Here is a 25,901-nt window from a genome sequence, read left to right as displayed (position 1 = left end):
GTTAGTCTAATAATTCCTTTTTCTTTTCAAGGTAGATGTCCTTGTGTGTGATGATGTTTTCGGACGCTGTTAAATGCCGCGGTGCGGGAAGTGTACCAGGACCTGCTAATTCTTTCAGCATCGCTCTTACATCTGCGTTCCAGAAATTGACGCTCATATCAACACCTCGGATTATATCATCGTAATGACCGCTGATAGTGTCCTTGTAATAGAACTGTACTTTAGAATCACTGCCGCCTGATTTAAGGTTAGTATACTGTGTCGAGCCTTCGACCTGAGCCTGTGTAAGGTTTGTAAAGACATATATCGTCTTTGTATTTGAACTGATAGTATCATTTACAAAACCTTCAACTCTAAGGTCTGCAAGATTATCTGTCTGAAGTATTCTGAGATATGTTTTGCCATTGTTATTCTTTAAACAGTTTTCTTCAAGTGTGAGCTGTCCTTTTGGAAATACTATTACTTGTCCCTCATACGCTGCATTATGTTTGCCAAACTGTTCGTTAAACTCACTTTTAACAGTTATTCCGTTTTCATTTTTACCAATTACAATTGTAGGCCACCTCATAGGCTGATAATGGAAGCTGTTCATCCGAAGTACGCCTACATCATTTTCAATCGTACTTGAACCAATAACATTAAATGATGTTTTCAGTTCAGATATACTGTCACCGCTTCCAATTACAAATGGAATAAATCTCTGGCTTGTATTGCTGTATGATGAAGTTCCTGAAGTACCGGCATAAATTTCAAGATTACCATTTACAGAATATGCACCTTTTCCAAGTGCCTCATCCGATAAGCCACTATCATTCAGAGCAAAATAGCGCAATGTACTCGGTAACATTTCACCGAATTTATATACATATTTTGCATTTGCTCTTGTAACTCCATTAGCCGGAGGTGCATTTCTCCATTTGTTATCACCATATTTATTAGTCTTATAATCCTTGAAAACACCTGCTTCTATAGTTACAACTGTTGGCGGAAGAACAACATCGACGCTTGTGCTACATAACGAATAAGCGCCGAGCACCTTTACGCCAAAGCCGTCTTCGGGGTCAGAATAGGTAACATAGTATTTATTTGGATAACTGCCGCCGTATGACGCAATTGTCGCACCATACCATATTACATCTCTTAGATTTGTACAGCCCTTGAATGCATTGTCGCCTATCTTTTCAACATATTTAGGCATGATAACGGTATTGATGCCCGTATTTCCATTATACGCATTCTTGCCTATGCCGACTATTCTGTGGCTTATGACTTTTTCTCCGACAAATGAATATACCTTATCAGGAAGCACGACCTCAGAGCCTTTATATGCAGCCGCTGTTCCACCTGTACTGTTCCATACAAGCCCATTTGTGCCATCATGAACTAAAGCTGCATCACCTGTTGAATAAAAAGCCATATCACTGATAATATACTCCGGATTATTATACTTAGCAGTTGAATCTGATGCACTGTAATAGTAATTAGCATCTTCGCCATTTCTTGTATGTGTCCTGTATATTCCGTCTGCATCGTTTGGAGAATCCTCTGATTCCACATATTTTGAAAACATCGGAGCTCCAGCCGCTGCAACACCGTTTATGATAACAAGATCATCACCCTCTATATAGCCGCTCAGCATATCAAGTGTGGTATGGAACTCAAAGCCCTGCGCGATATACTTAGCGCCGTAGGCGGTCTGTGAATCAGTATCTGCATAAAGAGCAGAATCGCTTTCACCGCTCGTGATGTTGTCATCATTGTCGGTAACGAGCTTGTACTTACCCGTGTTGTCCTCGCTCACCTGCCAGTACGCATTCTTCGGCAACTCAATGACAGCCTTTTCGCCGCTTTTCAGCGTGAATACGCCCCAGCCCGTGTTCGGGTCGTCCTCGGCAAGGTCTGTTACGCCCGTGCGGACAGGAGTAGTCATTTCGGTATCATCTTTGCCATAGACCGCATAGCTGATATGCGGTGCAGGCTGATAACCGCTGCCGACAAACTCCGAAACAACGAAGCTGAACATAGTATCCTTATCGCCTTCAGCCATTGAAGTGACTGATTTTGTGAATGCGACTTTTTCAGTGTCCTGAGTGTTTACGAAAGTATCGGCATTCTTTATAGTCCAATGAGTTGTTTCACCTTTTTTCAGAAGTCTCTCATTAACATAGGAATCTTCCGAACTTGATATCTCATAACCCGCAGGAGCACCCCAGCTCTTGTCCGTAGCAATGGTGTTCTCGGTAATGCTAAGTTTACTGCCTGTGGGATTGATCCTGACTTCGCGGTCGAAATACAGTTTAAGGAAATACTGCATATTCTGGCTGGTACTTACCCAGCCGCTGTTTTTTATTTTATCATTTGAAAAATCAATGCTGATTATTCCGTTTTCGTCAGAAACACAGCCGTAACCAGTGAACTCTTCCGTCACGCCGCTGCTATCATACTTTGCCACCATGCACTTAACGCCCTGTACGGGTGTACCTGTGCTGTCCTTTACCGTAAACGATATCGCACCTGTAGGCGGCTCGACATTATTGTCTCTGAAACCTATACGCTTATAGATAACGTTTCCTGAATCGAACTTAGTTACGTTGTTGACTATTACCGCTTGTTTTGTGTCCGCACCGAACTCCCACATTGCATCTGAATGAGCAGGCTCGATCACGTACCAGCTGCCGCTGTTTTCGAGCTGATGGCTGTAACCTGTTTCGGCAACTGTAAAAGTACCGTCCAGCGAAATTCCGTAACCTGCCGCAGCTGTTTTCAGTCCGTTCATATTGATAATAACGTTATCGGTACGTTTGAATTGGATACTGTTGATATTTGCAGCAGGATCACCGCCGACCGTTATATTTCCGTCCGCATCGAGATCATCAAGATATGTTCCGTCAGTTTTGCGAAGTTTAATTGCAACGGTCAGCGTATCCTCATCAAGAGCATCTGAAATATCATTGATATCGCTGCCTGTGAAACGCTTTCTGAGCACCATATAACCGTCTGCACCGTTTACAACGTCCGTTGTATAATCGTTATCATACGGAAGCTCTATTGCCTGCGCGTTTGTATAATCTCCCGTATCATAGTTAAGTGACAGCGGCTGGTAATCACTATCGTATTTCTCGTAAAGATAATACTTATCTCCTGCCTTGCCAATGTCCTCAAACGTTACGCTCTCGCCCTCGTGTATATTAAATGTCCAGCCATAAGCAGGAGCAGAAGCAGGCACAGCTGTTATATTTACTCCTGATTTTCCGTCCTTGCCGATCACCTTGCCTGTCAGATTTGAACCTGGGAGCGAATCCGCGCCTTCACGGCAAAGCACCATGGTAAATGCCTTGTCGCCGGACGGTATAGTGCTTGCTGCAACTATCTTTCTGACGGTGATATCACGCTTGAGATAGTCGTTTTCGATATTTGCATTTGTAATAACGGAATTGCCCTTGACCGTCACAGTATCGCTTTCTTTCAGAGCTCTGTAATCACTGTTGAGCTCGATCTCGCTTACCGTGAATTTTGTATCCTTTCCGCCTTCATCGAGCTTCAAATAGCTGAGCTTTATAACGTATACATCGCCCGTGCTGTCGGCAGGATTTCCGCAGTCTTTTACAGCAAATACTCCGTCCGCCCCGACTGTTCCGCTCTTGCCTTCGCCTGTCAGAGGAGTTATCTCTCCTTGCGGAGACATCTTGCAAAGGTTCCATGCAACGCTTCTTCCTGATTTGTATTCATGATATGGGTCATCGCCCTTTGTGAGCTTGAAAGTGAACGTCCGGTCTGCAAGTGCTGATGCAGAAGGAGCATGAGTAACAGTCTTCTTTACGAGGAGCTCCTTGTACATATAATTGTTCGTCCAGATAAAAGAGTTCTCACCTGTTCCCAGCTCTCCGCTGTATTTGCCGCTTTTCGGAGATGAGCAATACCAGTCATCTTCAGGAACTTTTTCTATCTCGAAACGGTAACGTGCTTTAAGTTCGCCGTCTTCTTCATATAACATTCCCACATCTTCACCGCTGACTTTATGCTGAATGTATATCGGTACGGCTACGGTATTTGTTGTATTAGTGTCAAATGTTACAGTAAAACTGCTGTCAGAAAGATCAAAAGCAGAACCTGTGGTATTATATAGACTTGACGAATCATTTTTGATCTTCCAGCCGTTCGGGATATCATACCAGCCTGCACTTCCGTAAACCTTATACCAGTACAGTGTATTGTCAGAACGTATTGCATCTACCGAACCTGTTTTGCTGAGAAGCTTATAGCCGCCCTCTGCATCTGAAAAAGTTATCGGAACGTCGGGAGTTGAACTCATGTTATCGTATATCTTTATCCTGTAGCTGAATTCAGTATCATCAGGAACAACGCCCTCGGGAACTCCCTTGGTCTTTTTTGTCAGATATATGACAGGTCTGTAGTAGTTATTGAATGTTGCGGTCTCTGTACCGCCTGATGAAACGCTCTCCACACTAAGAAAATAAGGAGCACTTTTCTCGATTATCCTATAGTTGTCAAAATCGTACCCCGCTGCTGCTCCTCCGAGAGCGCTGACTGACGGCACCTCCGAAAATTCAGCTTTTTCTCCGCCGTTAAGCGTGAATTCACCGTTTGAGTTTGTGGCATGGATCAGTTTGTCATCTTCCGATTCACCTTTTTTGAACAGTTTATACCCGATATTTGAAAAATCATAGTCTTTAGAAGCCTCATCAGTACTGCTATTATAGTAATAAAGTTTCGATGTAACAATGAAGGTAAATTGTTCGGCAACTTCTTCAGGAAATTTACCTATAACGTTTTTCACAATGTTCAGCGTTTTTCTGTCGCCGTATGTGACAGCTGTTATCTCACTGTTGCTGTATTCATATGCACCTTCCTCTGTAGACAGCACATAATCATCACCTGATTTTTTATAATCATGGAAGTAATATGATGCCTGATTGAGCGCAAATTTTTCATCTCCTGTAGGAGCTTTAATTTTAATGTAGACATTGATAATAGCTTCACCTTCAAAAACATGATCGCCAAAATCTATTGCAATGCTTTTTACATCTTCTGTCCTGCCTACATACTCCGAGCTTTTGACCCATTTATCAGTCGACAAATTATTAGCTTCCTCAAAAGACCACTCTGCTATTTCTGATTCATCACCTGTAAGCGAATATGCTCCCGGAGTTCCATAAAGCACTTTCGGAGCATTTCGGCTCTCTGAATACCATATCGTTGTTTGGGATTCCAAACCTGAAAATTTCAGGAATACCTCATTAAGGTCAACTCCATGGAACACACCATGCCCACCGTAGTGCTCATCGCTCATTCTCTCGACATTATCGAATATTACTACATTACCGACAGCTCCCTGAGCGGATTTATCAATGTGTATTTTATAAGTGTAATCCTCTCCTTTTGGAACGCCTATCTCTTTTTCATATTCGGCATATGTATTTTTATCAGCTCTTACCAGCTTTTTTATACCGATAGTACGCGCCATAGTGATATTTTCCATATCATTTGCGTGACCGTACAGACGGTTTCGAGCATCAGGAGTTCCTTTAGTATGGTCTAATGTTTCGCCCTCGAAAGGAGAATAATCCGCACTCGAAACAGTATTCGGTACGTAAGTTCCTGCGCCGTCATATACCTGCGACTCGTTGGTACCTGTAAATTTACCGTAAAGATTGCCGCCGTTTTTGTCATCAGTTTCTTCAACAGTATATGCGAAAATATTGTCCTTTTCTCTTGCAGGACCATAGTTATCCCACGAAACATAGCCCTTGAATCTGATACCGCAGCCAACGAACCAGTTGCTGTCCGTCATTATAGCGTTATTGTCTCTGAAATCAACGGTAAACGCCACCATTGTTCGTCCCGAATCATTCCAGTTCTCTTTGACATCTATCTTTGTAATTTTAATCTTACTGTTGTCCCACGTATCAACGAACTCATCAACGTCATCGTATGATATGCTCTCCGCATCGGGATCGCCTATCTGAGTAGTGGTGAGCTTGCCTGCTATGGGCTCCTCAAAGCCGTAATAGTTCACTCCGTATGGCAGAAGATCGTAGAGTATTACTTTTTGGCGCTGCGGCGGCGCTGCAACTCCCATACTCTCTATCAGCGGACGGAGCTCCTTTGAAAGCTTGTAGCCCTCGTAGCCCGAGATAGTATAGGTCATTATTACCTGACCGTTCTGGGTATCGTTTTCCCAGCTTGCAAACTTATCAGCACGGGCATCGTTTTCGAGAATTGAAATGTCGATAGCTGCATGATCGCGGTAAACGTGTCTGTTTGCCTCAACAAAATCATTTAAAGATCCAAATGTCTGATCGCCGTTGATATATTTCAGCGGAAGATACTCTGATATTCCGTATGGGCTTTCAAGAGTACCTTCTGTTTCCAGCAGTTTTGTACCAAGAGCACTCTTTGTAAGGTTGTCTTTCTGCCTATACAAAGGTCCGCCTGAATAAAACTTACTCATATCCACAAACTGGTATCTGTTGGCATTTACAAGAGTTCTGTCAGCCAAGCCTGCGATATTCTGATAAGTCCCTCCACCGTTATCGTAGTGATCTATCATATCACCTTGTACTCCGCCCTTTTTTTCGTCATATACTGTAGACTTTGTTGCGGAATAGTTCCTGAGACTTATCCTGAACATTTCATATGTCGCACCGGAAGTCACCGGAGTACCGTCATCAAAATACATTTTGCTGCGGATACCTGTTTCGTTCAACGTTGATGAATCAAGTTTTAGCTGAGTTTCAAGATCCCAGTTCATTCTTGTGTTGTAAGCTATGCTGTTATGCTCTACCTTTAATCGGTATGGACATTTTTCGCCCTTATCCTTGAAATTAAAAGTAATTTTCAGCTGATCGCTCTTTCCGCGCATTTTGACATAATCCTGAACAGAAAGAGTTGAATGTTCACAACCGTATTTTGTGAGGTCTATCGGTACCCAGTCTGAACTGTCTTCATACCAGCCGTAAACGATCCAGTCACGGTTCTTGCTGTTATCAGGTAAAATTTTCTGAGCAGCTGCCTCATCATCAAGGGCATAAACGTAGTCCTCATAGGGATCTACCTCAAACTCCGAGATAGTCAGAACAGCCTTGCTGTAGAAATAATCACTTCCGTCGAGAACCTTCGGAACTCCGTATACTCGCTTTATTTCGCCGTTGTACTTTACTTCGCCGTATGGCTGAGCGGTCAGAACATCGTCAGTATTCACGACTTTATAATATTTACCTTCCTCATAAGAATAATCTTTTGTATTATGGCAGCATTTGTATCCGCCGATACGATAGCTTTCATGGAACCATATATCACCGATATAACCGTCTGCTCCCGGTTCTGCGGCAAGATTATCATAAACGCTCAGAAGTCCGTCTTTACATTCGCCATCTACGCGCTTATAAGTGTGAACGTAATATTCTCCGCCCTTCCACTCGAACTTCTTGTAGACGATATTATCGTTCGACACACTTCCTGCATACTGGTCAACTGCGTCATCTCTTGAATAAAGGTGTACAATAACTTCGTTTTTGAGCGGCGGATACTGTTCAGACTCGCCATCGCCGTAAGATGAAAGTTCATTTCTCGGATAGGCAACCACCACATAGTAGCCCAAATTGAATTTATGCTCCTTGATAACGCTCTGCAATCCGAATGAGCCGCGCATCTCGGTATTTGTATCCGCAACATACCACCAGTCGCCCATTTCCGACCAATTATCAATATCAACATAACTTTTAAGTCGTGTTATGTCTGAGGAATTACTGCCGACTTTGCTGTCAGTACGCTTGCTGTAGCTGTTAGGCAGCATGGTCGAAACGCCGAGAACGATAGCACCGGGAACATCATTATAAACTATATTACCGCTGCCGTCCTTAACTACCTCAGCGGTACCGGAAACAAAACTTGCTGCCTTCGGGGTTTCCTGTAAAAGCATAGACCACGGCTGCGTACAAGTGCCCTTTGTGTACACTCTCCAGCAGGTATAGATATAATCATCGCTGAGTTTATTTCCGCTAAGCACCTCGGAAGGCAGATTATTGACGTTGATGTACTTGCTCATCTGTCCCTTTGTGTAAAGCTGAGCACCGTAACCGCTGCTGTTATTGCTCTCGGGATATTTTGTGACAGAATCAAGTGTTACATCTGTTTTAATCTTGCCTGAAATGCCGTTGTCAATTTCTCTGTTAACTTCTTCTGTATCATAGCATACCGTAATTACAGGGAAATCTTCTGTCATCGGGTCGCGTCCGGTAACGAGCCACTCGGCAGAATGCACACCTTCCACGCCTGTTATTGAATACCAGTTTTTTGAATTTTCATATACATACTTCGGGTTTCCGTTTGAATCATAATATACTATACGTTTGTTTTTTGAGGTATCCTCTTCTGCGGAACTCATATAGAGGTATTCGTCATTACACATACACTGTGTCAGGTAAAGCGGCTCACCTCCAACGTCCAAAACAGGAGAACCATTAACATAAAGATGACCTGTCTTTTCAATAAAATATACAAGCTTGGCTGATGGTTTAATACTCCATTCAGTGCTGTCTCTGACTTCAAATACATCGACCTTGTTATAGCTTACCTCTACTACAGCTGCATTACTTGTAAGTGTACCATAATTGATGAAAACATACTCATCGGTTTCATTATCAATATAATAATTGAATACTGCCATACTTGGACTATAGTTTTCACCTATCTGATAAATACCATTTTCATCTTTTACGGGTATTACAGGGAACTCACCCACCGCAACACTGGATATCTCGCAGTATCCGCCGTTTCTTTGCTGAAGCAGATGCCTCGGCAGTCTGAATTCCATGTGTCCTGCTTCAAGGATATGCTCGGTATTTACAGTTATCTTGCCTTTTATGATGAAATTATCAGAACGCTCTATATAGTGAGCAGTATCGCCTTCCTGCTGCTCGGACGATGTAAAAACATACTGCAAAATGTACGTCTTCATTGATTGTTCAGCTATATCACCTGAATCACTGATCTGCACAAATCCTGTTTCGCCGTCTTTGAGGTCGACTTCCTTCATATTTGAAATGAAAAGCGCCTTTGTTATTTCTGCCTGCTCCTCATCACTCATAGGGACATAGCTCGCCGTGACCTCCGGGAAATCATCCACAATAACATCGTCTGTCTCATCAAAAGAGTACTCGGGAATACTCTCATCGCCGAGAAGTTCCCCGACGATCTCCGCAGGCATCTCTTCTGCTTTTGCAGAGAAAGCAGGATCACCAACAAAGGTGAGTCCTGCTATAAAAGCCGTTAATACGGCAAATAACCTCGTACCAAGAGGTTTATATTTAGTCTCAAAGTTGTTCTCCATAAACCGTCAACCCCTCATATAACATCAATTGCTGTTGAAATAAGTAATAATCTCTTCTACCGTCGGTGCTTCAGTATAATTTGATGCAGGAACAGCCTCAGCCTGTATATTTATCCTGAAGCTTTGATCGAATACTCCCAGAAATTCGTGCTTGTATACAGGGAGCTCTATGGTCGTAAACAGCTCAGTTGTGCTCTCACCGGGCATCACAAGCTTCATGATATCATCTTCACCTTTTTTTTCGCCTGCTGTATAGTAAAAATAGAACACGAGCATATCCCCTGAAAGGTCCTGTCCTTCTTCCGTCCATACATAATCTCCGTGACTGCACCCCCATGAGTCAAGAGCTGCCCCTGTATTGGTAAACAATGAGGCTTCATTTATCTTTATGGCATCGAGTATGCCTTTGTTTCTTCGTTCATTTGTCGGTATGCCAAGCTCGCCTGTGGAAGCATTATCGGTACCCGATGTAAGATTTCCGCTGATCGGATCAAGCTCTATCGTCATTTTAAGTCTTATATACAGTTCTTCATCTCCGTTATTGAGTCCCTTCGGGTCTTTGGGTATGACCATTCCTGCTTCCATAGCTCCTGCCATTTTCTGTCCTCTTGCAGTCCACAAAGGCTCTGAAACTGTAACAGATGCAGCGCTTTTTTCAGCAGAAAACCTGTTTGTAACCTGATCGCTGCCATGAAAATATGAGAAGATACCTGCGGAAGCAACAGAATAAACTATCAGAAGAGCTGCTATAACAGTTATTTTCTGACGCTTTCTTTTATGGAAAAATTCAGCTATAAAACGCATGATATCCCCCCTTCCTGTCTCAGAAGGCTCCTTCAGCTCTCTATTTTGCCGCCTCTGAACAAACGTCCTGAAATAATGATAGCAATAACAAAAAATACAAGTATCACACGTCCTGTAATAGAGTTCAGCGAGTTGAGGAACTCACCGAGGTACGGTATGGCAAATACTGTCTTTCCGATGTAATTGTCCCTGGTAACGGGATCGGGGTCAATACCCTCATTGCAGTCCCCTTTGGTCATCACGCCGTCTGCCGTGATATCCTCTGCACGATGAGTTACCATGACATCATCACCTAAACGGAAAGAGATTATATCTCCGATACTTATATTCTCATACGAACTGTAAGTGCTCACAAAGCATAAACTTCCGAGCGGGACAGCTTCTCCCATAGAACCCGACCTCACCTTGAAGATGCGTATGCCGCACAGGTACAGCACCACTACTATGATGCCCGTCACTATAACAGCCGTAGAAACTATCATATATACTGCGTTAAGTATGCGTTTTAAATAATGTGTTTTCATATCTATGCGCTATTCTATTATTCCTGCAAGAACTCCCCTTGATTCGTCAGTCTCAAAGGTGCAGGTCGAGAGAAGCAGAAGCCGCAGCTCCTCACGTCCGCTGAGTTCTTCAGCTGTAAAAAATGATGTATGATCTGCTGATCTGAACAGGAAGTCTGTGTACTCCCTGCGTTCGCTTTCCGAGACAAATACCGTGTTGTATAACGGCGATGTACTCAGGGGGCTCAGGTAAGCAAAAAACCTGACATTGTGCTGACCGTCTTTAAGAGTCAGAACTCCGCTGCTGTGAGCCTCCAGAAAAGCTTCGTCACGAAAAAGCGGGATATCGGCAAACATTTGCCTGCCCTCCATATTATGGGCATAAACTATCGAATTCAGTCCGCTGAGATCGCGGCTGCACCTATAATCAAGAAACGGACAGCCAAGTTCATAGTTGTACTGTCCGTCCACTCCATTGTGCAGGTAGAAATCATTATCCTCACCCTGCACTATCGGAAGATCAATATTTGTATCGGGAATGGTGATCCACCCAACTATGTCATCATTCACATTTTCACAGTATTCAAGAGGATCGGCAGGGGTTTCGCCCGAAGCTGCGGCAAGTGCCCTTACATCGGGTCTGATCCCTGCAATGATCTCCTCTTGTTTTTTAACTGCATCATCAAGGCGTTTCTGCGGGAGATAAGTTGTCGTATAATACCTTCTTCCGCAGAACGCCCCTGCTGCCGCGAGCAGTAACGCCGCCGCAGCTATTATCTTTGTCTTCATGCGTGCTTCTTCTTCCTTTTCTGCCTGAACAGAAGCGGCAGCATCAGTAATATCATTGATGCTACAGCAGCCATACAGTAGAGCCATGTGCGTCCATTAACAGCAAGCAGTCCTGTGTGCGGCGGAACAAATTTCTCGTCAACAGCAGCATAGAATATCCACTTGAACTCGATCTCGCCGTAGTTTTGCCCCTTTGTCTCTTTAAGCACCTTAGTGCCGTCAGTGCTGACGACTCTTTTGCTGCTCTGAGAATAGTCCACAGATGAAGCGTCATTCCACAAAACGCTGCATTTGAGGGTATGAGAGTCGCCCGGCTTATAATTGCCGAGGTCGAGAGCTTCCTGCGTGAGATCAAGGTTTCCCTTGCCGTTGACATCGCCGCTGTAAACTTCCTTGCCGTCCAGATAAAACTTGCAGACACACCCTTTTTCAAGGTCTATATCGCCGCTTCTCGATATAGGCTCTGTGTGCAGATAGATGTTATATGCCTGATCGTCGCGGAGGTTCATAAGCTGAACGTCCTTTGAGTATGTCTCGCCGAAAACCATATCATCGACGGAGAAGAAATACTCGCCGCTCTCGCTGTTTACCGCCTTGCCCTCGGAGTCCATGGCAGTCAGTTTTTCGGGCAAGCCCTTGACTGCACCCTTTGGCAGGGCAGTTTCAGCGTAAGCGTTTATCGTGCTGCACGAAAACAGCAGGAGGCAGCTCACAAGTGTTGATACTTTTCGTTTCAAACTCATTAAACCGCCTCCTTTTCGTTAATCAGTTACTTGTAAGTTGATTATTATTGATTATTATGACCATTTAACTGCGCTGATCTCCTTGCCGCTATTGGTAGCTGTACCCTTAGCTGCTGTTGCATTTGCGCCATCTGCAATTCCCCAACCGGAAGCACCGCTAACAGGTGTATCGAGTTCATTATTATCAGTATCCTTAACGATCTGGATAGAATCAAGATGTACATCAAAGTCAAAGTCAAAAGCAACATAAGCGCCTTCTTTAAGTCCCTTATCAAGCTGTACATTTGCAACAAGCTTTGATGAATCATTTGAGCTGTCAAGATCATTAGTATAATAGAATGTATGCTTTGCACCTGTGTTATCAAAGTGCTGCCATTCATCAGGCGCTGTACCGTCGCCGATATTCTCAAGTTCAACATTGATCTTGATAGATGCATCCTGAGAGCCAGCTGCAGCTCCTGCAATTGACGCTGTAAGATATGGATGTGTATTGTTAAATGGCGAATCAGCAGCTGTTGTAGGAACCGTATATGTCCAGGTAAGACCGCTGTTAGCAACTGTAGATTGCGTTGCTGTACGTATAGAAAGTGTTGTGTCATCTTTTATTTTATTTATCAGTGTTGCGCCTGTTAAACCTGTCAGCCCCTTGATAAATACCTGTCTGTCCTGATTTGCCCCTCCACCTGATTTAACAGTTTTATCGGTAAGAGCAAAATAACATTTGTCATCGCCAATTGTTTTTCTAAGATAGCCGCTATACTCTACGCCATCTGTTGCGGAATTAACTCTTCTGAAAATAAAGAGTCCATCCCCTGTAGGCTCAAACGTGTCACTGTCTACTAATCTTACAGCCACATCAGAAGCTGTATATGCAGCACCTGTTTCCTCTGAGGAACCTGCCGCATTTGATGTAAACTTATAGGCACCGCCTGCATATGCAAGTTCACCTGTCTGCATTATTTTACGTTCACTATCACTTAGCTGTCTGTAGAAATTTGTTCCGTCCGTGTACTTGAAATTACCGCCTAAATTTGAAGTTGTCAAAGTAGCAGAGGCAAAATCATCTAAAGTTGTACCGGAATCGGTTTCGGTAACTTTTCTCATAGTACCCGAAAACCACATTCTTATAAATGCGTCTACGTTACCTGTATTAACTACGGTAACTGCCTTCTTGATAGACTGACCAGGTATCCAGTCTTCTGGCGGTGTGAAGTCTTCGGCAATAGCTACGCCGTAATCGCCTGATGCCGACAGCTTATTGGTTACTTCATCAGTACTTGTGAACCATGCGAAGGTACTTCCTGCAACAACAGCAGCTGCTACGCAAAGCGCACCAATAAGCACTCGCTTTTCTTTTGAAGTTTTTTTCTTCTTGGAAACGTCATTATTCATACTCGATCCTCCTATTTTTGTTTTATTCTGTCTTTATACTTTGTTGTGTCTGGGCACTGTCGTTCTTGCTTTTTAAATCGAAGTAGTACTTCATCATCTTAAAAAATACGAACATCAACGCGACCAACGGCAGGATAAAGTACCACCTAAGCTGAACAAATCTGACCATTACCCCTAATTTTGGCACATGGAACTTTACCTTGCCAATCACTCTGCTCTCGTCGATAAGAAATGAATCGTCGGTATTGTTAGCGTCACCCTTCGTTCTGAAGCAAGTTACGCCTGTGCCCTGATAGTCAGTTATTTTTTCAGTAACTCGGTGGGTAAGATATGCATCACTTCCGCTTGAAGGATTGAAAGTGATAATGTCACCTTCTTTTATTTTATTCGCATTTACTACTCTGACAAAGACCATATCTCCGCTTGAAAATTCAGGTGCCATAGAATCGGTCAGTACTGTGTAATACCTGAAACCAAACATCGACTTTTTAGGACTTTTATCTGCTGCAAAGAAAATTGCGACAGCAACAATAAAAACGGACAGGCAATATATAAAGACCTTTCGCGCTACTGAATATATGCGAAATCCTTTACTACTAATATTGTTGCCTGTCACTTCTTTTGCGATCGTACTCACTTTATGGCAGCCCCCCTTTTCTGCATTTTTGATATCAGTTTTATGCTGATACTAAGAATAAATTTTATGTCTTATTATATCATGGGGGGGAACTGCTTGTAAAGTGATTATACCTAAAATTGCAACTTTTTTGAATATTTTTGTACATTTTAACAGCCAAAACGCTGTGAATTTCGTTTTACGCGCGTGAAAGTTTATTTTTTGTTTAATATTTGTTCATATCATTTATACGCTAAGTTGTATGCAAATCCTTTATAACTTTCCGCTTTGTCCATCTGCAATTTTACTGCAAATTATGTGTAATTTGGCATGACAACTTTTTTTGACAACTATGACGAGAGCTTCTCACGAAAAAAACGCTGCTGAATGAGCACGGTGCTTATACAGATAATTTTACGTGAGATATCGGGGAGAACATCTCCTCAGAAAGGTGTCCCCCATGATCCCATGTAGATCATCTATATGAGCATCACGCTTATCAGCAGCGGTTTGCGCATTATCAGTATTCCTCAAGCTTCTTCTTGAAGCTGTCGCCGTATGTCCTTGATACGTGGAGTTCCTCCTTGTTGGACAATACAGCGAGAAGTGTTCGGTTGAACCCGTTTTTATATCCTACAGTCTTGTTCATATTTATAATAACAGAACGTGAAATGCGAAGGAAGTTTCTCTCGGCAAGCATTTCTTCAAGCTCGAACAAACGCTGCTTTATCTCGTATTTACCGCTTTTCATTGCAGCATATACCTTCTTTTCGCCCGATTCAAAGTAAAGGATATTCTCCAGCGGCACCTTTGTCATTGAACCCTTATTTATGACCATTATCGCAGCAGCAATTTTCTTCGCATCTATTCCCTGCGGCAGAATGTCGATCTGCATCTCGCTGTGTCGGAGCTTGTCGGATTCTGCCAAATTCTGACGCACCCGAAGTATCTCCGCACCTATCGCTATCCTGTTTGCGAACTGCTTTGCGTGGAGCGTATAGACATTCGGATCGGCATATCCAATGGTCATGAAGCCGTACACTCTCTTATCAAAAACCAGCGGAAGAACATGGATATTCTGTATAGCTCCAAAGGAAAACATATCGGGATATATATTCTTAGCCCGAAAATCCGCCGTTTCGCCGTTAATAAGGTAGTCCTTCAGGAATATGCATCTGGCATCTTCGTCTTCCTGCTCCATAAGGTTTACGCTCACGCTTATCTGATTGCGGATAAGGTATTTGTGGTTCTTTATGAACAGCGAAAGCTCCTCCTGCGAATTGACCTTGTACAGCTTTTCCTCAAAGCAGCTGTTTCTGAACTCCATATTGGCTGTCTCCATTTTGTGGAGCTCGTCCAGTTTTGCACGGACATTAAGCCTGCTCTTTCTTCCGCAGCCGCAGCTGTCACCCGTGATGACACAATGTTTCTTCTGCTTGATCTGCTCGATCTCATTCCCTGTTATGAGCGAATGGAGCAGCGTAACAGCTCTCTGACCGCAAAAAGGAGTATCCGCAGTATACGTCGTAATGGAAACCGCGCTGTTGGACGCATAGGACGAATCATCAAAACCTGTAACAAGGATATCCTCAGGCACACGCAAGCCCACAAAAAACAGCTGCTTTATCAGCGCGTATGCTATCTCATCGTTAAGGCAGGCAATGGCATCAGGCTTTTCAACAGTACCGTAGGCTATATCCTTTGCCAGAGCCTCTGCACCTGATATCCAGTATCCTCCGTAAAGCAGGTTCTCATCTCCGCACGGGAGATCGTGGCGCTTCATCACTCTGATGAATGCGTCAATACGTTCGTCAGCGATGCTTTTTTCGCCGCCGAGGCAGTAAATTGAGCGGCAATCGTGAACAGTGATAAGATGCTCTACCACTTTCTCAAAATTGTGCCTGTTCTCCATTCCGATCACATTCGGCAAGGTATTCGATCCGCCAATCACCACCACAGGGCAGCGGCAATTTTCCCGCAGAGCCCTCTCTATAGGCGGGATAAGGCTTTTATGAGTGGAAAAAGTGTGCTCAACAAAAATAATGCCGTCATATCGGTCATAGTCTATCAGCTCATACACCCATTCTTCACTGTTTGTGTATAATTCGCTGGTCTGTGGCATAGAAAAAGTAAATGTGCGATAGCCGTAAGCGTTAGCCTGATTCTGTATTCCGATGATGTATCCGTCATTATAGTCGTTTTTGAAATCCGAAAAAATTATTGCGATTGCTTTGTGTAATGACATAAGAACGCCCTCCTGCGCCTAATTATCGCAAAATAATTATATCACAGATATAAAATTGTTGTCAAGTTCGTCGCGGATAAGACGCCATTTTTTTACGACGAAGTGTACATTTTTACAGACGAACAGTCAAATTTGCCCATTTGTCACAGAAACGGCAGCTTAGTGCAATTTTTGTACATTTCGTCGTCATATTCAGCCTTTCGTCGCAAAATACAACGTTTTGTCGCAAATTATTGAAATCTTTTGTACAATATGATAAACTGTTGTTACGGAAACGAGATAAAAAGTTTTCGTAAAGCATAAAATATAAAAACAAATTATTGGAGGAATTTATTATGAAAAAGGTCATGAAAACTATCGCAGCGATCTCAGCTATGGCAGTTCTTGCTGTTCCCGCAAATCTCACAGCAAGTGCAACCGATATCAGGGCGGGTTACCCAAACAATCCGATCATCAATGAATCCACCTACGGTGGAGCGGGATTCACATGGGGCGGACTCGAACAGGTCGATAACCCTGTATTATTCAAGGACTATCTTGACTCAAAAGGAAAATTCACATACTACGCTACAGTGACAGGCGGACGTGAATACGGCGCAGGTGCTCTTTTTGCGATCCTTCACCGCGACATTGCCGAATCATCACGCATACAGCAGGCAAAGCCTTATGTTGACAACATCTCTGTAAGAAGCTCTAAGGGTAATAAGAGCTATTACGCTGTTTGTATGGAGTATAATAATTATTCAAAGGTGGATTCACACCGAAACAGACCAAGCATTACTCCGAACTATGAATATTTTGATTATGCACTGAGAACACTTGAGGGTCCATATTTAACTCACGTTCTCGACCAGTTCTATACGAGTGATCTGTCCGATCTTAACTACAACTACTTTAAACAATACAACACATATACAGGTTATCTTTACCTTGACAATTTTTATATCGCAGGACTTAAAGTCACAAGCTCCGATCCGTACACAACGTTTGATACACCTGTACTCGAACCGAAAAAAACAGGTTTCCGAACAAAGATCGCATTCCATATACGCAAACCTGAAATAGAGAAGACTATATTATTCAGTTCATCAACTGTTTCCACAGCAGGCACACGAAACTTTGATGTCCTGACAGGTTTGAAGATAACCTGCAACGGCAGCGGAACAAATTCATACGCCATTGAAAATTACAGCAATATCGGAAGGGTTTCAAAGAAAACGATATCTATCCCAAACAGCGAATTCTATGAGAGAAATAACAGATATCAGGGACTTATGAGATGCTATGAATATCCTGATGATCTGCTCAGAGAAGTTAGCGGAAGCGACAAAAAATACTTTGAAAATAACGATTTCGTTGCTGCAAAACGCAGCGGCAATACACTTTACATCTATATTGGTGACAAGTATGACCATTATTTAAAAGATGTTTATTTAGATGGCCGCAAAAATAATGACTGGTTTTCAACAGGCATCACAAAGTTCAACGCATTCTTCAAGACCATGGGAAGAGATAAATTAGGTCATTGCAGATGGTTAAGAGATCAGCTGAACACAGCAACTCGTGTTAATTTCTATTCTGATGCAACACCAAACTCTTATAGCAACAGTTCATTCTATAACTGCTATGCAAGCGACCTTCTCTACAGACTTAACAACGGCTGATAATATAATTTATATAAACGGAGGAAAACATCATGAAAAAATTCATCAAAACTATCGCAGCACTTTCAACTATGGCAGTTCTTGCGGTTCCTGCAAATCTCACCGCATCTGCTTATCCTGCAAGCCCTGCCAACTCATCTAATCCGCTGATAAACTATGATACATCAGCGGGAAGAGGTCAGCGCTGGGAATATGATAACAATCAGGACGGACTGCCGATATTAACAGACAGGCTTCTTAATTCAAGAGGCAAATACACATACTATGCAACCGTTGACAAAAACAAAAAAGAATACGGCCCATGTGATATGTTTGCACTTCTTTACGATAATATTGCTTCAACTCAAAATATACAGAATGCAAAGCATTATGTAGACAATCTCTCTGTTAGAAGTGCAAAAACAGAAAAAGATAAACGTTATTATGCTCTTGTACTGGAATACAAAGACAACTCAGGCAGAGATTCCTTAACAGGAACGGAGTATGAGGAGGATATAGATAACTCACTGTGTGATTATGGTCTGAGAATGCTCGAAGGTCCGTACTTACAGGATATTTTCAATAAGTTCACTTTTAGCGATACAACTAACCTTAACTATAACTATATCAAACAAAACGGCTTCTTCAGAGGTTATATGTATCTGGAGGATTATTATGTAGCAGGTCTGAAGCTTACAAGCACCGATCCTTATACTACATTCTATGAACCTGTTCTTGAACCGAATCCTGATGGTATAGGCTTCCGTACAAAGGTTGAATTCATTGTCAGAAACCCTGAAATAGAAAAGACCACATTGCTCGGCTTATCAACGGTTTCTACATCAGGCAATAACACTTATAATATCATGACAGGCTTAAAGGCTACCGTCAATGGCAGCGGAACACCGTATAATTATATTGACTCCTACAGCAATGTTCCAAACGGAAATAAAAAGCTTTCTATCCCAAAGAGCGAATTCTATGAAAGAAATAACAGATATCAGGGACTTATAAGATGCTATGAATATCCTGATGATCTGCTCAGAGAAGTTAGCGGAAGCGACAAAAAATACTTTGAAAATAACGATTTCGTTGCTGCAAAACGCAGCGGCAATACACTTTACATCTATATCGGCAAGAAATACGACCATTATTTAAAAGATGTCTATTTAGATGGTCGCAAAAATAATGACTGGTTTTCAACAGGTATTACAAAGTTCAACGCATTCTTCAGAACCATGGGAAGAGATGAATTAGGTCATTGCAGATGGTTAAGAAGTCAGCTGAGCACGGCAACTCGTGTTTATTTCTATTCTGATGCAACACCAAATTCTTATAGCAACAGTTCATTCTATAACTGCTATGCAAGCGACCTTCTCTACAGACTTAACAACGGCTAATAATTATATTGAATCAGGGAAGTTTTTTCTTCCCTGATCCAATTTACAGTCTGATAAATATAAACAAAGGAATCTATATTATAACTTATAAACGGAGGAAAATTATCATGAAAAAATTCATCAAAACTATCGCAGCACTTTCAACTATGGCAGTTATTGCTGTCCCTGCAAATCTCACCGCATCAGCTTATTATGTATCTCAGGCAGACTACGTAAAAAAAACAAGAAGCTATGAACTGAAAAATACTCTTCCAAGCACCTCAAGCGTTTTTTCATTAAGAGGTATTGCATGGAACACTCATGTTCTTCAGGACAATCTTCCAATGTTCCAAAAATCCTTCCTTGATACAAAGGATTCTTTCAGATTATCTGTACCTGTTGACGTAAACGGCGAGCCCTTCGGCAACAGACATATGCTCGGTCTCCTTGACAAGGACGTTGCAACATCTGCAACTATCGCAAACGCTAAAAAATATGTGGATAAGCTCTGTCTAAAAAACGCTGGCCTTGCGCTCTGCCTGGAATACAACAACAACTCATGGGACGATGTTTTCCCTGATGAGCCGTCTGCTGTCCCCGGAACAGATGATTATGTTGTGGATTACGGTCTGAGAATGCTCAGTGAATATGATGTAAACCACACTATACTCAACAAATTATATATGAGTGATCTTGTAAGTCTCCCGGGAAGCTGCTACGAAGGCTACCTTTATCTGGACGATTATTACCTTTCCGGTCTGGATTTCGGAAGCGATGCTCCTATTATCATAGATTTTGATGAGCCTGTTCTTGAAACTAAGGAAAACGGTATGGGCTTCCGCACAAAAATAAAGTTCCATATACTCAATCCTTATAAGGACAAATATCTCGCTTTCGGAACCTCTGTCCCGGGAACTCTCGATTACACCATATTCAACAATCTCCAAGTCATTTATAAATGCGGCGGAAATGCTGTATACTCCACAAATAAATTCAGGAGAACAGTAAAGATAAATAAAAATGACTGCGTATCATCATTCATTTCCGATTATACTCATACAAATTATCAGGGATTTATAACTGATGAAGGATTACTTACCGAGATCGAAGCAGATAATCAGGCCGCTTTCTATGATGGCGATTTTATCTGTGCCAGAGTAGATGGTACAACACTTAGCCTCTACATCGGCAGAAAGCTCGAATTCCAAAAATACCATTTGTTTACTACTACTGAAGCACCGGGCAAAGATCAGTTTAAATCATTTATTGAAAATCACGGTGACAGATTAAGAAACTGCAGCTGGATAAAAACTCAGCTCAAAAAGGTCAAAAACGTTAAGTTCTACCGAGATGCATCATCAGCAAGTATGGGCACCAATTTCTACAACTGCACTGCAGGCAATGTCCGCAGCGCTCTCTATTAATATTTTACGGAGGATATACCAATGAAAAAGCTTATCAAAACTATCGCAGCATTATCCGCCGCAGCAGCTCTTGCACTTCCTGTAAATATGACAGCTCTTGCTTATGATGTGACCTCGGATAATGTCACATACCTTAACAATATATATGACGGCGAGGATTCAGGCGTATACTGGAAATTGAAGCCTAATCAGGCAGGCTTGCCCACCTTCAAGGGCGAATACGCAGCAGCTAACTCCATAATAAATGCTGTTGCTGTTAAAGCTGATAATTACGTTATCTACAACGGCGTGTTCGCACTCCTGAACAAGCACGTTGCAAGAGAAGATTATCTTGATATGACCAAATTCAATGCCGATAAGATATACGTTAAGGTCAGAGAGAAAAACGGCACACTTACAGACCGTGCTGTATGCCTGCGCTACGACAATAACCCTGCATACTCCGATACGATACACTGGGCACTCCAGTTCTTCGACAACAAAAACAAGGACAAGTCATCATTCTTTTCCGACGAGTGCGCAGACCCGTTCTACGACTTCGGCATTGAGAACTACTCATTCGATCAGAACAGCAGCAAATACAGCGGCGATCTTGTAATGTATGACTGCTATGTTCCGAAGATGAAGTTCACCTGCTCAGATTCAACCACTTCATTCAGCACTCCCGTTCTGAAGATGGACTATAACGGCTATGACGGACTTGTCACAAAGGTGCATTTTGAGGGCGTTCTGCCAAGAAGCGGCTCGATCATGTTCGGGAACTCGACTTCTTCGACCTACACGATACTCAAAAACCTTAAATGCACTTACATCAACGGAAGCCGTACATTCACCAACTTCAAAAAGACATACACCTACGAAAAAAACACTGTCTATGACGGACTTCGCGGCGGTACTGACCTCATAACAACCGCAAACGGCTCAACAGCTTCCGCTTTCCGTCAGAATAAATTTGAAGCCTTCAAATCCGACGGCGATACTCTGAAAATATGCATCGGAGCAGGTGTGAATCAGGGCATATCAGACCAGAGCTGGGCAAACGGTTCGGGTGTGGGCAAGCTGCAGGGACTCCTCAACTGCGGCTATAAATACGCTTTCAGCCGCAACACCTGGCTGATGGACAATATCGGCAAATACAGCACCATAGAGTTTTACTGGAACTCCACAACATCAAACATCGGTACTAACTTCTATAACTGCTCGCCGAATACCTTCCGTAATCTGCTGAAATAAACAAGCTGAATGGTATTCTGTGCTTTCGGCATTTTCCCTGAGAGATCATAAAAGCACCGCCGCAGTCACTAAGTGACTGCGGCGGCTGTCTGTATTATCGCGCTGCTCGCTTTTTTATGGTGCTTATGCAGCTTTTTATGATATCCCTGTTGAATATCAGCGCGTATGCCACGCTTACAGCTGCCGAAAGGATATTAGCTGCTGTGTAATTGATATAATACAGCGCTATCACAAGACTTCCAACAGCAAGTGCTCCGAGGATATTCTTCATTTCCAGCTTTACGACCATGTACTTCCTCGAATGAAAATACCTGTACACCATTATCACTGCAAATCCCAATGCTGTGGAGACTGGAGCTGCATATACTCCGATCACCCCGACCAGCATCAAGTCTGCGGTTATATTCACAGCTGCCGAAACTCCGCTGGTGACGGCTATAGCCTTTGTATCCTTATTCGCAACGTATAGTGCGCTGTATAGCCCGACTATTACATTAAAGAAGACTGCTGTCATGTATATGGGGATAAGTCCGTAAGCGTCGGAATATTCTGCATTCGGCACAAAAAATCTGTATACAAAGGGCATAAACGATATCACACTGATGCAAAGGCAGAAGAATATATTGAACGTTGAGTTCACCGTTTTTTCAATATACTGCTTGCCGTCCTTGTCGTTTATATGCAGCACTACTGATTCAGCCCATGCCATGTTGAACAGATTATAGACCATTATATACGCGCTCGAAAACTTTGACGCAACTGCGATAAGTCCGTTTGCGGCAATTGACACAAATATATTTATCACCGTCTTGTCGGAAGCCTTCATTATCCACCACGAAAGCTGATTTGGTATGAGCGGAACAGAGTATGCATAAAACTCCTTTATCCTGCTGCGGTCAACGGCTGAAAGCGAGAAAAAGCTATACGCCTTATTGCTGAAAAGTCCGTATGTTCCCGAGCAAACCGAGGACAATGCAGATGCTAACAGCATTCCGTTTGCGCCCATCTTCACAAAGACCAGAAACAGGATATTCAGCAGGATATTCATCAGAACTCCGATAAAGCTCTGTATGGAATAGCTCATATTATGTCCGCGTCCGCGGGAACAGTTCGACATAAAGGAGGAGTAGACCGAGCAGATTATATTCAGCAGAAAGAACCATTTATATCTGTTGTCTATGAACAGCTGAACTACTCCGAAGATGCCTATGTATACGACCAGCTGTATGACTGAGAAAAATGCCATGGTCGAAATAATCGTCCTGCATTCGCTGCGGTCTTCCCTTTTGTTTACAAGGAAGCGGAAAAGCGCCTGATCGAGCTGCAAATTAACTATCGGCAGCAGAAGCTGTATATACGACAGTATAAGATCGACCGTTCCGTACTCAGCAGAGGATAATATACTGGTATACAGCGGCAAAAGCAGAAATGTAACTATCTGCGAACTAAGCTTTCCTATGCCGATAATGCCCGTATTTTTAACAAGATCCTTAGTTTTGCTCATTATTTCTTTATCACAAGCCTCCTCACACTGCGCAGTAACTGCTTGACCTCATGGATACGGAAAAGCTCATACATCTTTCCCGAAAAGAGCTGACTGCCTATGGCTTTATTGACAGCCTTGTCAAAATCCCTGTCCGCAGCGTATTCACGCACAAACACATTATGTGCTTCTGTTCTCTCGGAAGGGTGCTGAAGCTGTTTCTCGACCTTCAGTGCTTCATCGGCAGGACGTTCTTCATATACAAGATATTTCGACGCTGCCTTGAAAAAACGCTCTCCCTTATCGGTATTGACCATGATACAGGAGACATTATATCTCTCACCTGTATAGGGCTTTCTCGAACCCAGTCCCGAGAAATCGCCAATAGTTATATCGGCAATGCGTTCAGGTCTTGCGTATCTGCATCTGTAGCAGTTCTCTCTATATATCAGAGCCGAATGATAGCCGTTCTGATAGGTATCTCCGCTTTTAACACGCTTCTTATAGATAACTTTTTCCTTTTTTCTGAGTGTGAACATATAAGACCAAGTTTCCCAATCAGGATCGCGGAAAGATATCCTGTCAACGCTCTTATGATCTCCCGCAACAGCATCAATATGCTGTAAAAGGTACTCAGCAGGTGCGACTCCATGGCAAATGATATCACACGTTATCAGCTTTTCAGAGCAATTCTCCCTTTCGGCAAGAGCTCTCACCGCAGCTGTGTGGCACGGCAGACCGATGAACAGCACTCCCCTGCCCTCTCTGAGCTTTTCGGCAATTTCAGGGTACACCTCTGCCGTTTCGCAGAAAACATACTTGGAGTTTCTGTATGCAGGCGTAAAGCCGTCCTTGTCAAACAGCTCCATTCTCAAGATATGTTCATCTGTGAAACGTGCTCCTGTAGCCAGCCAGCCATTATCAAAGGCACACTGATAAAAAGCAGATGCAATGCCGCCCGAAGCAGCATTTTTCCTTATGTCATTATCTGTATTCCAGCCCACATATACCCTTCGCGGCAGACTGAACACTTCAGGCTTTATACTGTTCGACGGACAGACTTTCACGCACTCCGAGCACGAAACGCACTTTTGCGCATCTATATGAGGATAAACCGCCGCAGAATCGTCCTTGACAAGCGAAATACAGTTCCTCTTGCAGATGCTCATGCACATTCCGCAGCCTGTACAGCTCTCCCTGTCAACTACAAGATCATTTTTCATATTCAAATACCCTATCCAGATAATCATATGACTTTTTACGCCATATTTCCAGTTTCTCGTTTACAGCATCATGATCCATACTGCTGTAGGCAACATCTCTGCCCGCAAAAAGCTCCCTGTCTTTTATCCCCATAAGATCAGCAAGAGTGTCCATTCTTGACTTGTGGCACCTGTTGAAGTAATAAAAGTCCTTACCGAAATTCACAGAAAACGCCATGCCGTGATAAGAGGCAGTCACTACCAGATCAGCATAATAAATATACGAAAGGAAATCCTCAAGGCTGTATACAGCTATATTGTTCACGCCCTTCATAGGCTTGCCGCTGCTGATATTATATACAGGCAGTCCCAGCTTCTCCGAAAGCTTTACCGCCGTATCCTTTACAACGCCTTTTTCGTCTTCAAAATATGTGAGTATATACGATTGGGCTTCCCTGCGCGGCGAAATATGCTTTTTCCACGCTTCCCTGTCGAGGAGCAGCGTAGGGTCAAGCACGGTCTCAGCCTTCTTCCCCGATATTTTTTCCACTATACCGCGGGCATCTTCCTCGCGCACCGCTATCATATCGAACTGTTTTAAAAGCTCTCCTGCCTTTTCCCTTCTGTCATCGCGGAGTATATAATCCGAGCCGAAGCTTGATGCATATGCGCACTTTTTCACGTTGCAGAAATCAAGGAAATAGGTATAGTCCTCACCTGTGATATCAAGTCCCCAGACAATATCGCTTCCGACCATTACCATGTCATACTTCGCGGAATATTCTGAAATGCTGTTCTTGTCAAGAACAGGTGAGATCTTCATATTCTTCTCGGCAAACGCACACAGTTTGCTGTATTTCTTCTGCTGTCTGCTGTGATATCGGATATAGCGGTAGATGTCCCTGACACTTCTCAGCCTTGTGACGGGCTTAGGTATCTCACGGTCATAAAGCTCCTTGCAGCGATAATTTACGATCTCGCAGCCGGAATACTTTTCGCTCACGACCTTATACAGTGCATATGTCTGCAAAAGCGAACCGAAGTTATTAGTATCATTGAACGTCAGTATACCTGTCTTTATATTGCTTTTCAT

15 protein-coding genes are annotated in these 25,901 nt (G+C 42.9%); 4 read left to right on the top strand and 11 right to left on the bottom strand.

The genetic code is table 11. The annotated features are described in order from the left end of the window. Position 1: 1 nt before the first annotated feature. The 8 genes from K6G33_RS05450 to K6G33_RS05415 all read right to left on the bottom strand — a co-directional run bounded on the left by K6G33_RS05450 (position 2) and on the right by K6G33_RS05415 (position 16,444). Positions 2 to 9,352, bottom strand: coding sequence for a leucine-rich repeat protein (locus K6G33_RS05450; RefSeq protein ID WP_296777118.1), 9,351 nt, complete (start codon positions 9,350 to 9,352; stop codon positions 2 to 4). Positions 9,353 to 9,376: 24 nt separating this feature from the next. Continuing rightward, complete coding sequence (locus tag K6G33_RS05445; protein WP_296777116.1) at positions 9,377 to 10,156, bottom strand: hypothetical protein; 780 nt, start codon at positions 10,154 to 10,156, stop codon at positions 9,377 to 9,379. 32 nt (positions 10,157 to 10,188) lie between these two features. Next, a complete protein-coding gene (locus tag K6G33_RS05440) occupies positions 10,189 to 10,680 on the bottom strand; it encodes a signal peptidase I (RefSeq protein WP_296777113.1) in 492 nt (163 codons plus the stop codon). Between the two features lie 9 nt (positions 10,681 to 10,689). Next, on the bottom strand, positions 10,690 to 11,448 hold the full coding sequence (locus K6G33_RS05435) for a class B sortase (protein WP_296777111.1): 759 nt from the start codon (positions 11,446 to 11,448) through the stop codon (positions 10,690 to 10,692). Beyond that, positions 11,445 to 12,191: a hypothetical protein gene (locus K6G33_RS05430; protein ID WP_296777109.1), complete on the bottom strand. Its 747-nt coding sequence runs from the start codon at positions 12,189 to 12,191 to the stop codon at positions 11,445 to 11,447. Before K6G33_RS05430 ends, K6G33_RS05435 begins: the two co-directional genes overlap by 4 nt. A 54-nt stretch (positions 12,192 to 12,245) precedes the next feature. Continuing rightward, entirely contained in the window at positions 12,246 to 13,583 is a 1,338-nt protein-coding gene (locus K6G33_RS05425; protein ID WP_296777108.1) for a BsaA family SipW-dependent biofilm matrix protein, read from the bottom strand. A gap of 22 nt (positions 13,584 to 13,605) precedes the next feature. Continuing rightward, a complete protein-coding gene (locus K6G33_RS05420; RefSeq protein WP_296777131.1) occupies positions 13,606 to 14,199 on the bottom strand; it encodes a signal peptidase I in 594 nt (197 codons plus the stop codon). Between the two features lie 520 nt (positions 14,200 to 14,719). Further along, complete coding sequence (locus K6G33_RS05415) at positions 14,720 to 16,444, bottom strand: substrate-binding domain-containing protein (protein ID WP_296777106.1); 1,725 nt, start codon at positions 16,442 to 16,444, stop codon at positions 14,720 to 14,722. A gap of 335 nt (positions 16,445 to 16,779) precedes the next feature. On the opposite strand from K6G33_RS05415, the gene K6G33_RS05410 reads away from it, so the two are divergent. The 4 genes from K6G33_RS05410 to K6G33_RS05395 all read left to right on the top strand — a co-directional run bounded on the left by K6G33_RS05410 (position 16,780) and on the right by K6G33_RS05395 (position 22,123). Then, the gene (locus K6G33_RS05410) at positions 16,780 to 18,108 is read left to right on the top strand and encodes a hypothetical protein (protein WP_296777105.1); all 1,329 of its coding nucleotides are present in this window, start codon (positions 16,780 to 16,782) and stop codon (positions 18,106 to 18,108) included. A gap of 32 nt (positions 18,109 to 18,140) precedes the next feature. Next, positions 18,141 to 19,487 (top strand): hypothetical protein, encoded by a 1,347-nt coding sequence (locus tag K6G33_RS05405; protein WP_296777102.1) that lies wholly within the window; start codon positions 18,141 to 18,143, stop codon positions 19,485 to 19,487. Between the two features lie 107 nt (positions 19,488 to 19,594). Next, positions 19,595 to 20,890 carry a hypothetical protein gene (locus tag K6G33_RS05400; protein ID WP_296777099.1) on the top strand — a complete coding sequence of 432 codons (1,296 nt, stop codon included), beginning with the start codon at positions 19,595 to 19,597 and terminating at the stop codon, positions 20,888 to 20,890. A 21-nt stretch (positions 20,891 to 20,911) separates the two neighbouring features. Beyond that, a complete protein-coding gene (locus K6G33_RS05395) occupies positions 20,912 to 22,123 on the top strand; it encodes a hypothetical protein (protein ID WP_296777097.1) in 1,212 nt (403 codons plus the stop codon). Positions 22,124 to 22,217: 94 nt separating this feature from the next. Here K6G33_RS05395 and K6G33_RS05390 read toward each other — a convergent pair whose 3' ends face one another. From K6G33_RS05390 to K6G33_RS05380, 3 genes are read right to left on the bottom strand one after another with little or no spacing between them, the layout of a single operon-like run. Beyond that, a complete protein-coding gene (locus tag K6G33_RS05390; RefSeq protein ID WP_296777095.1) occupies positions 22,218 to 23,627 on the bottom strand; it encodes an oligosaccharide flippase family protein in 1,410 nt (469 codons plus the stop codon). Next, positions 23,627 to 24,829: a Coenzyme F420 hydrogenase/dehydrogenase, beta subunit C-terminal domain gene (locus K6G33_RS05385; protein WP_296777094.1), complete on the bottom strand. Its 1,203-nt coding sequence runs from the start codon at positions 24,827 to 24,829 to the stop codon at positions 23,627 to 23,629. The genes K6G33_RS05390 and K6G33_RS05385 overlap by 1 nt, the downstream gene beginning before the upstream one ends. Next, positions 24,819 to 25,901, bottom strand: a complete 1,083-nt coding sequence (locus tag K6G33_RS05380; protein WP_296777091.1) for a polysaccharide pyruvyl transferase family protein — start codon at positions 25,899 to 25,901, stop codon at positions 24,819 to 24,821. The genes K6G33_RS05385 and K6G33_RS05380 overlap by 11 nt, the downstream gene beginning before the upstream one ends.

The sequence above is a fragment of the Ruminococcus sp. genome (genome assembly GCF_024691275.1).
Taxonomy (GTDB): Bacteria; Bacillota; Clostridia; order Oscillospirales; family Ruminococcaceae; genus Ruminococcus.
This window is presented reverse-complemented; position numbering and strand designations above follow the sequence as displayed.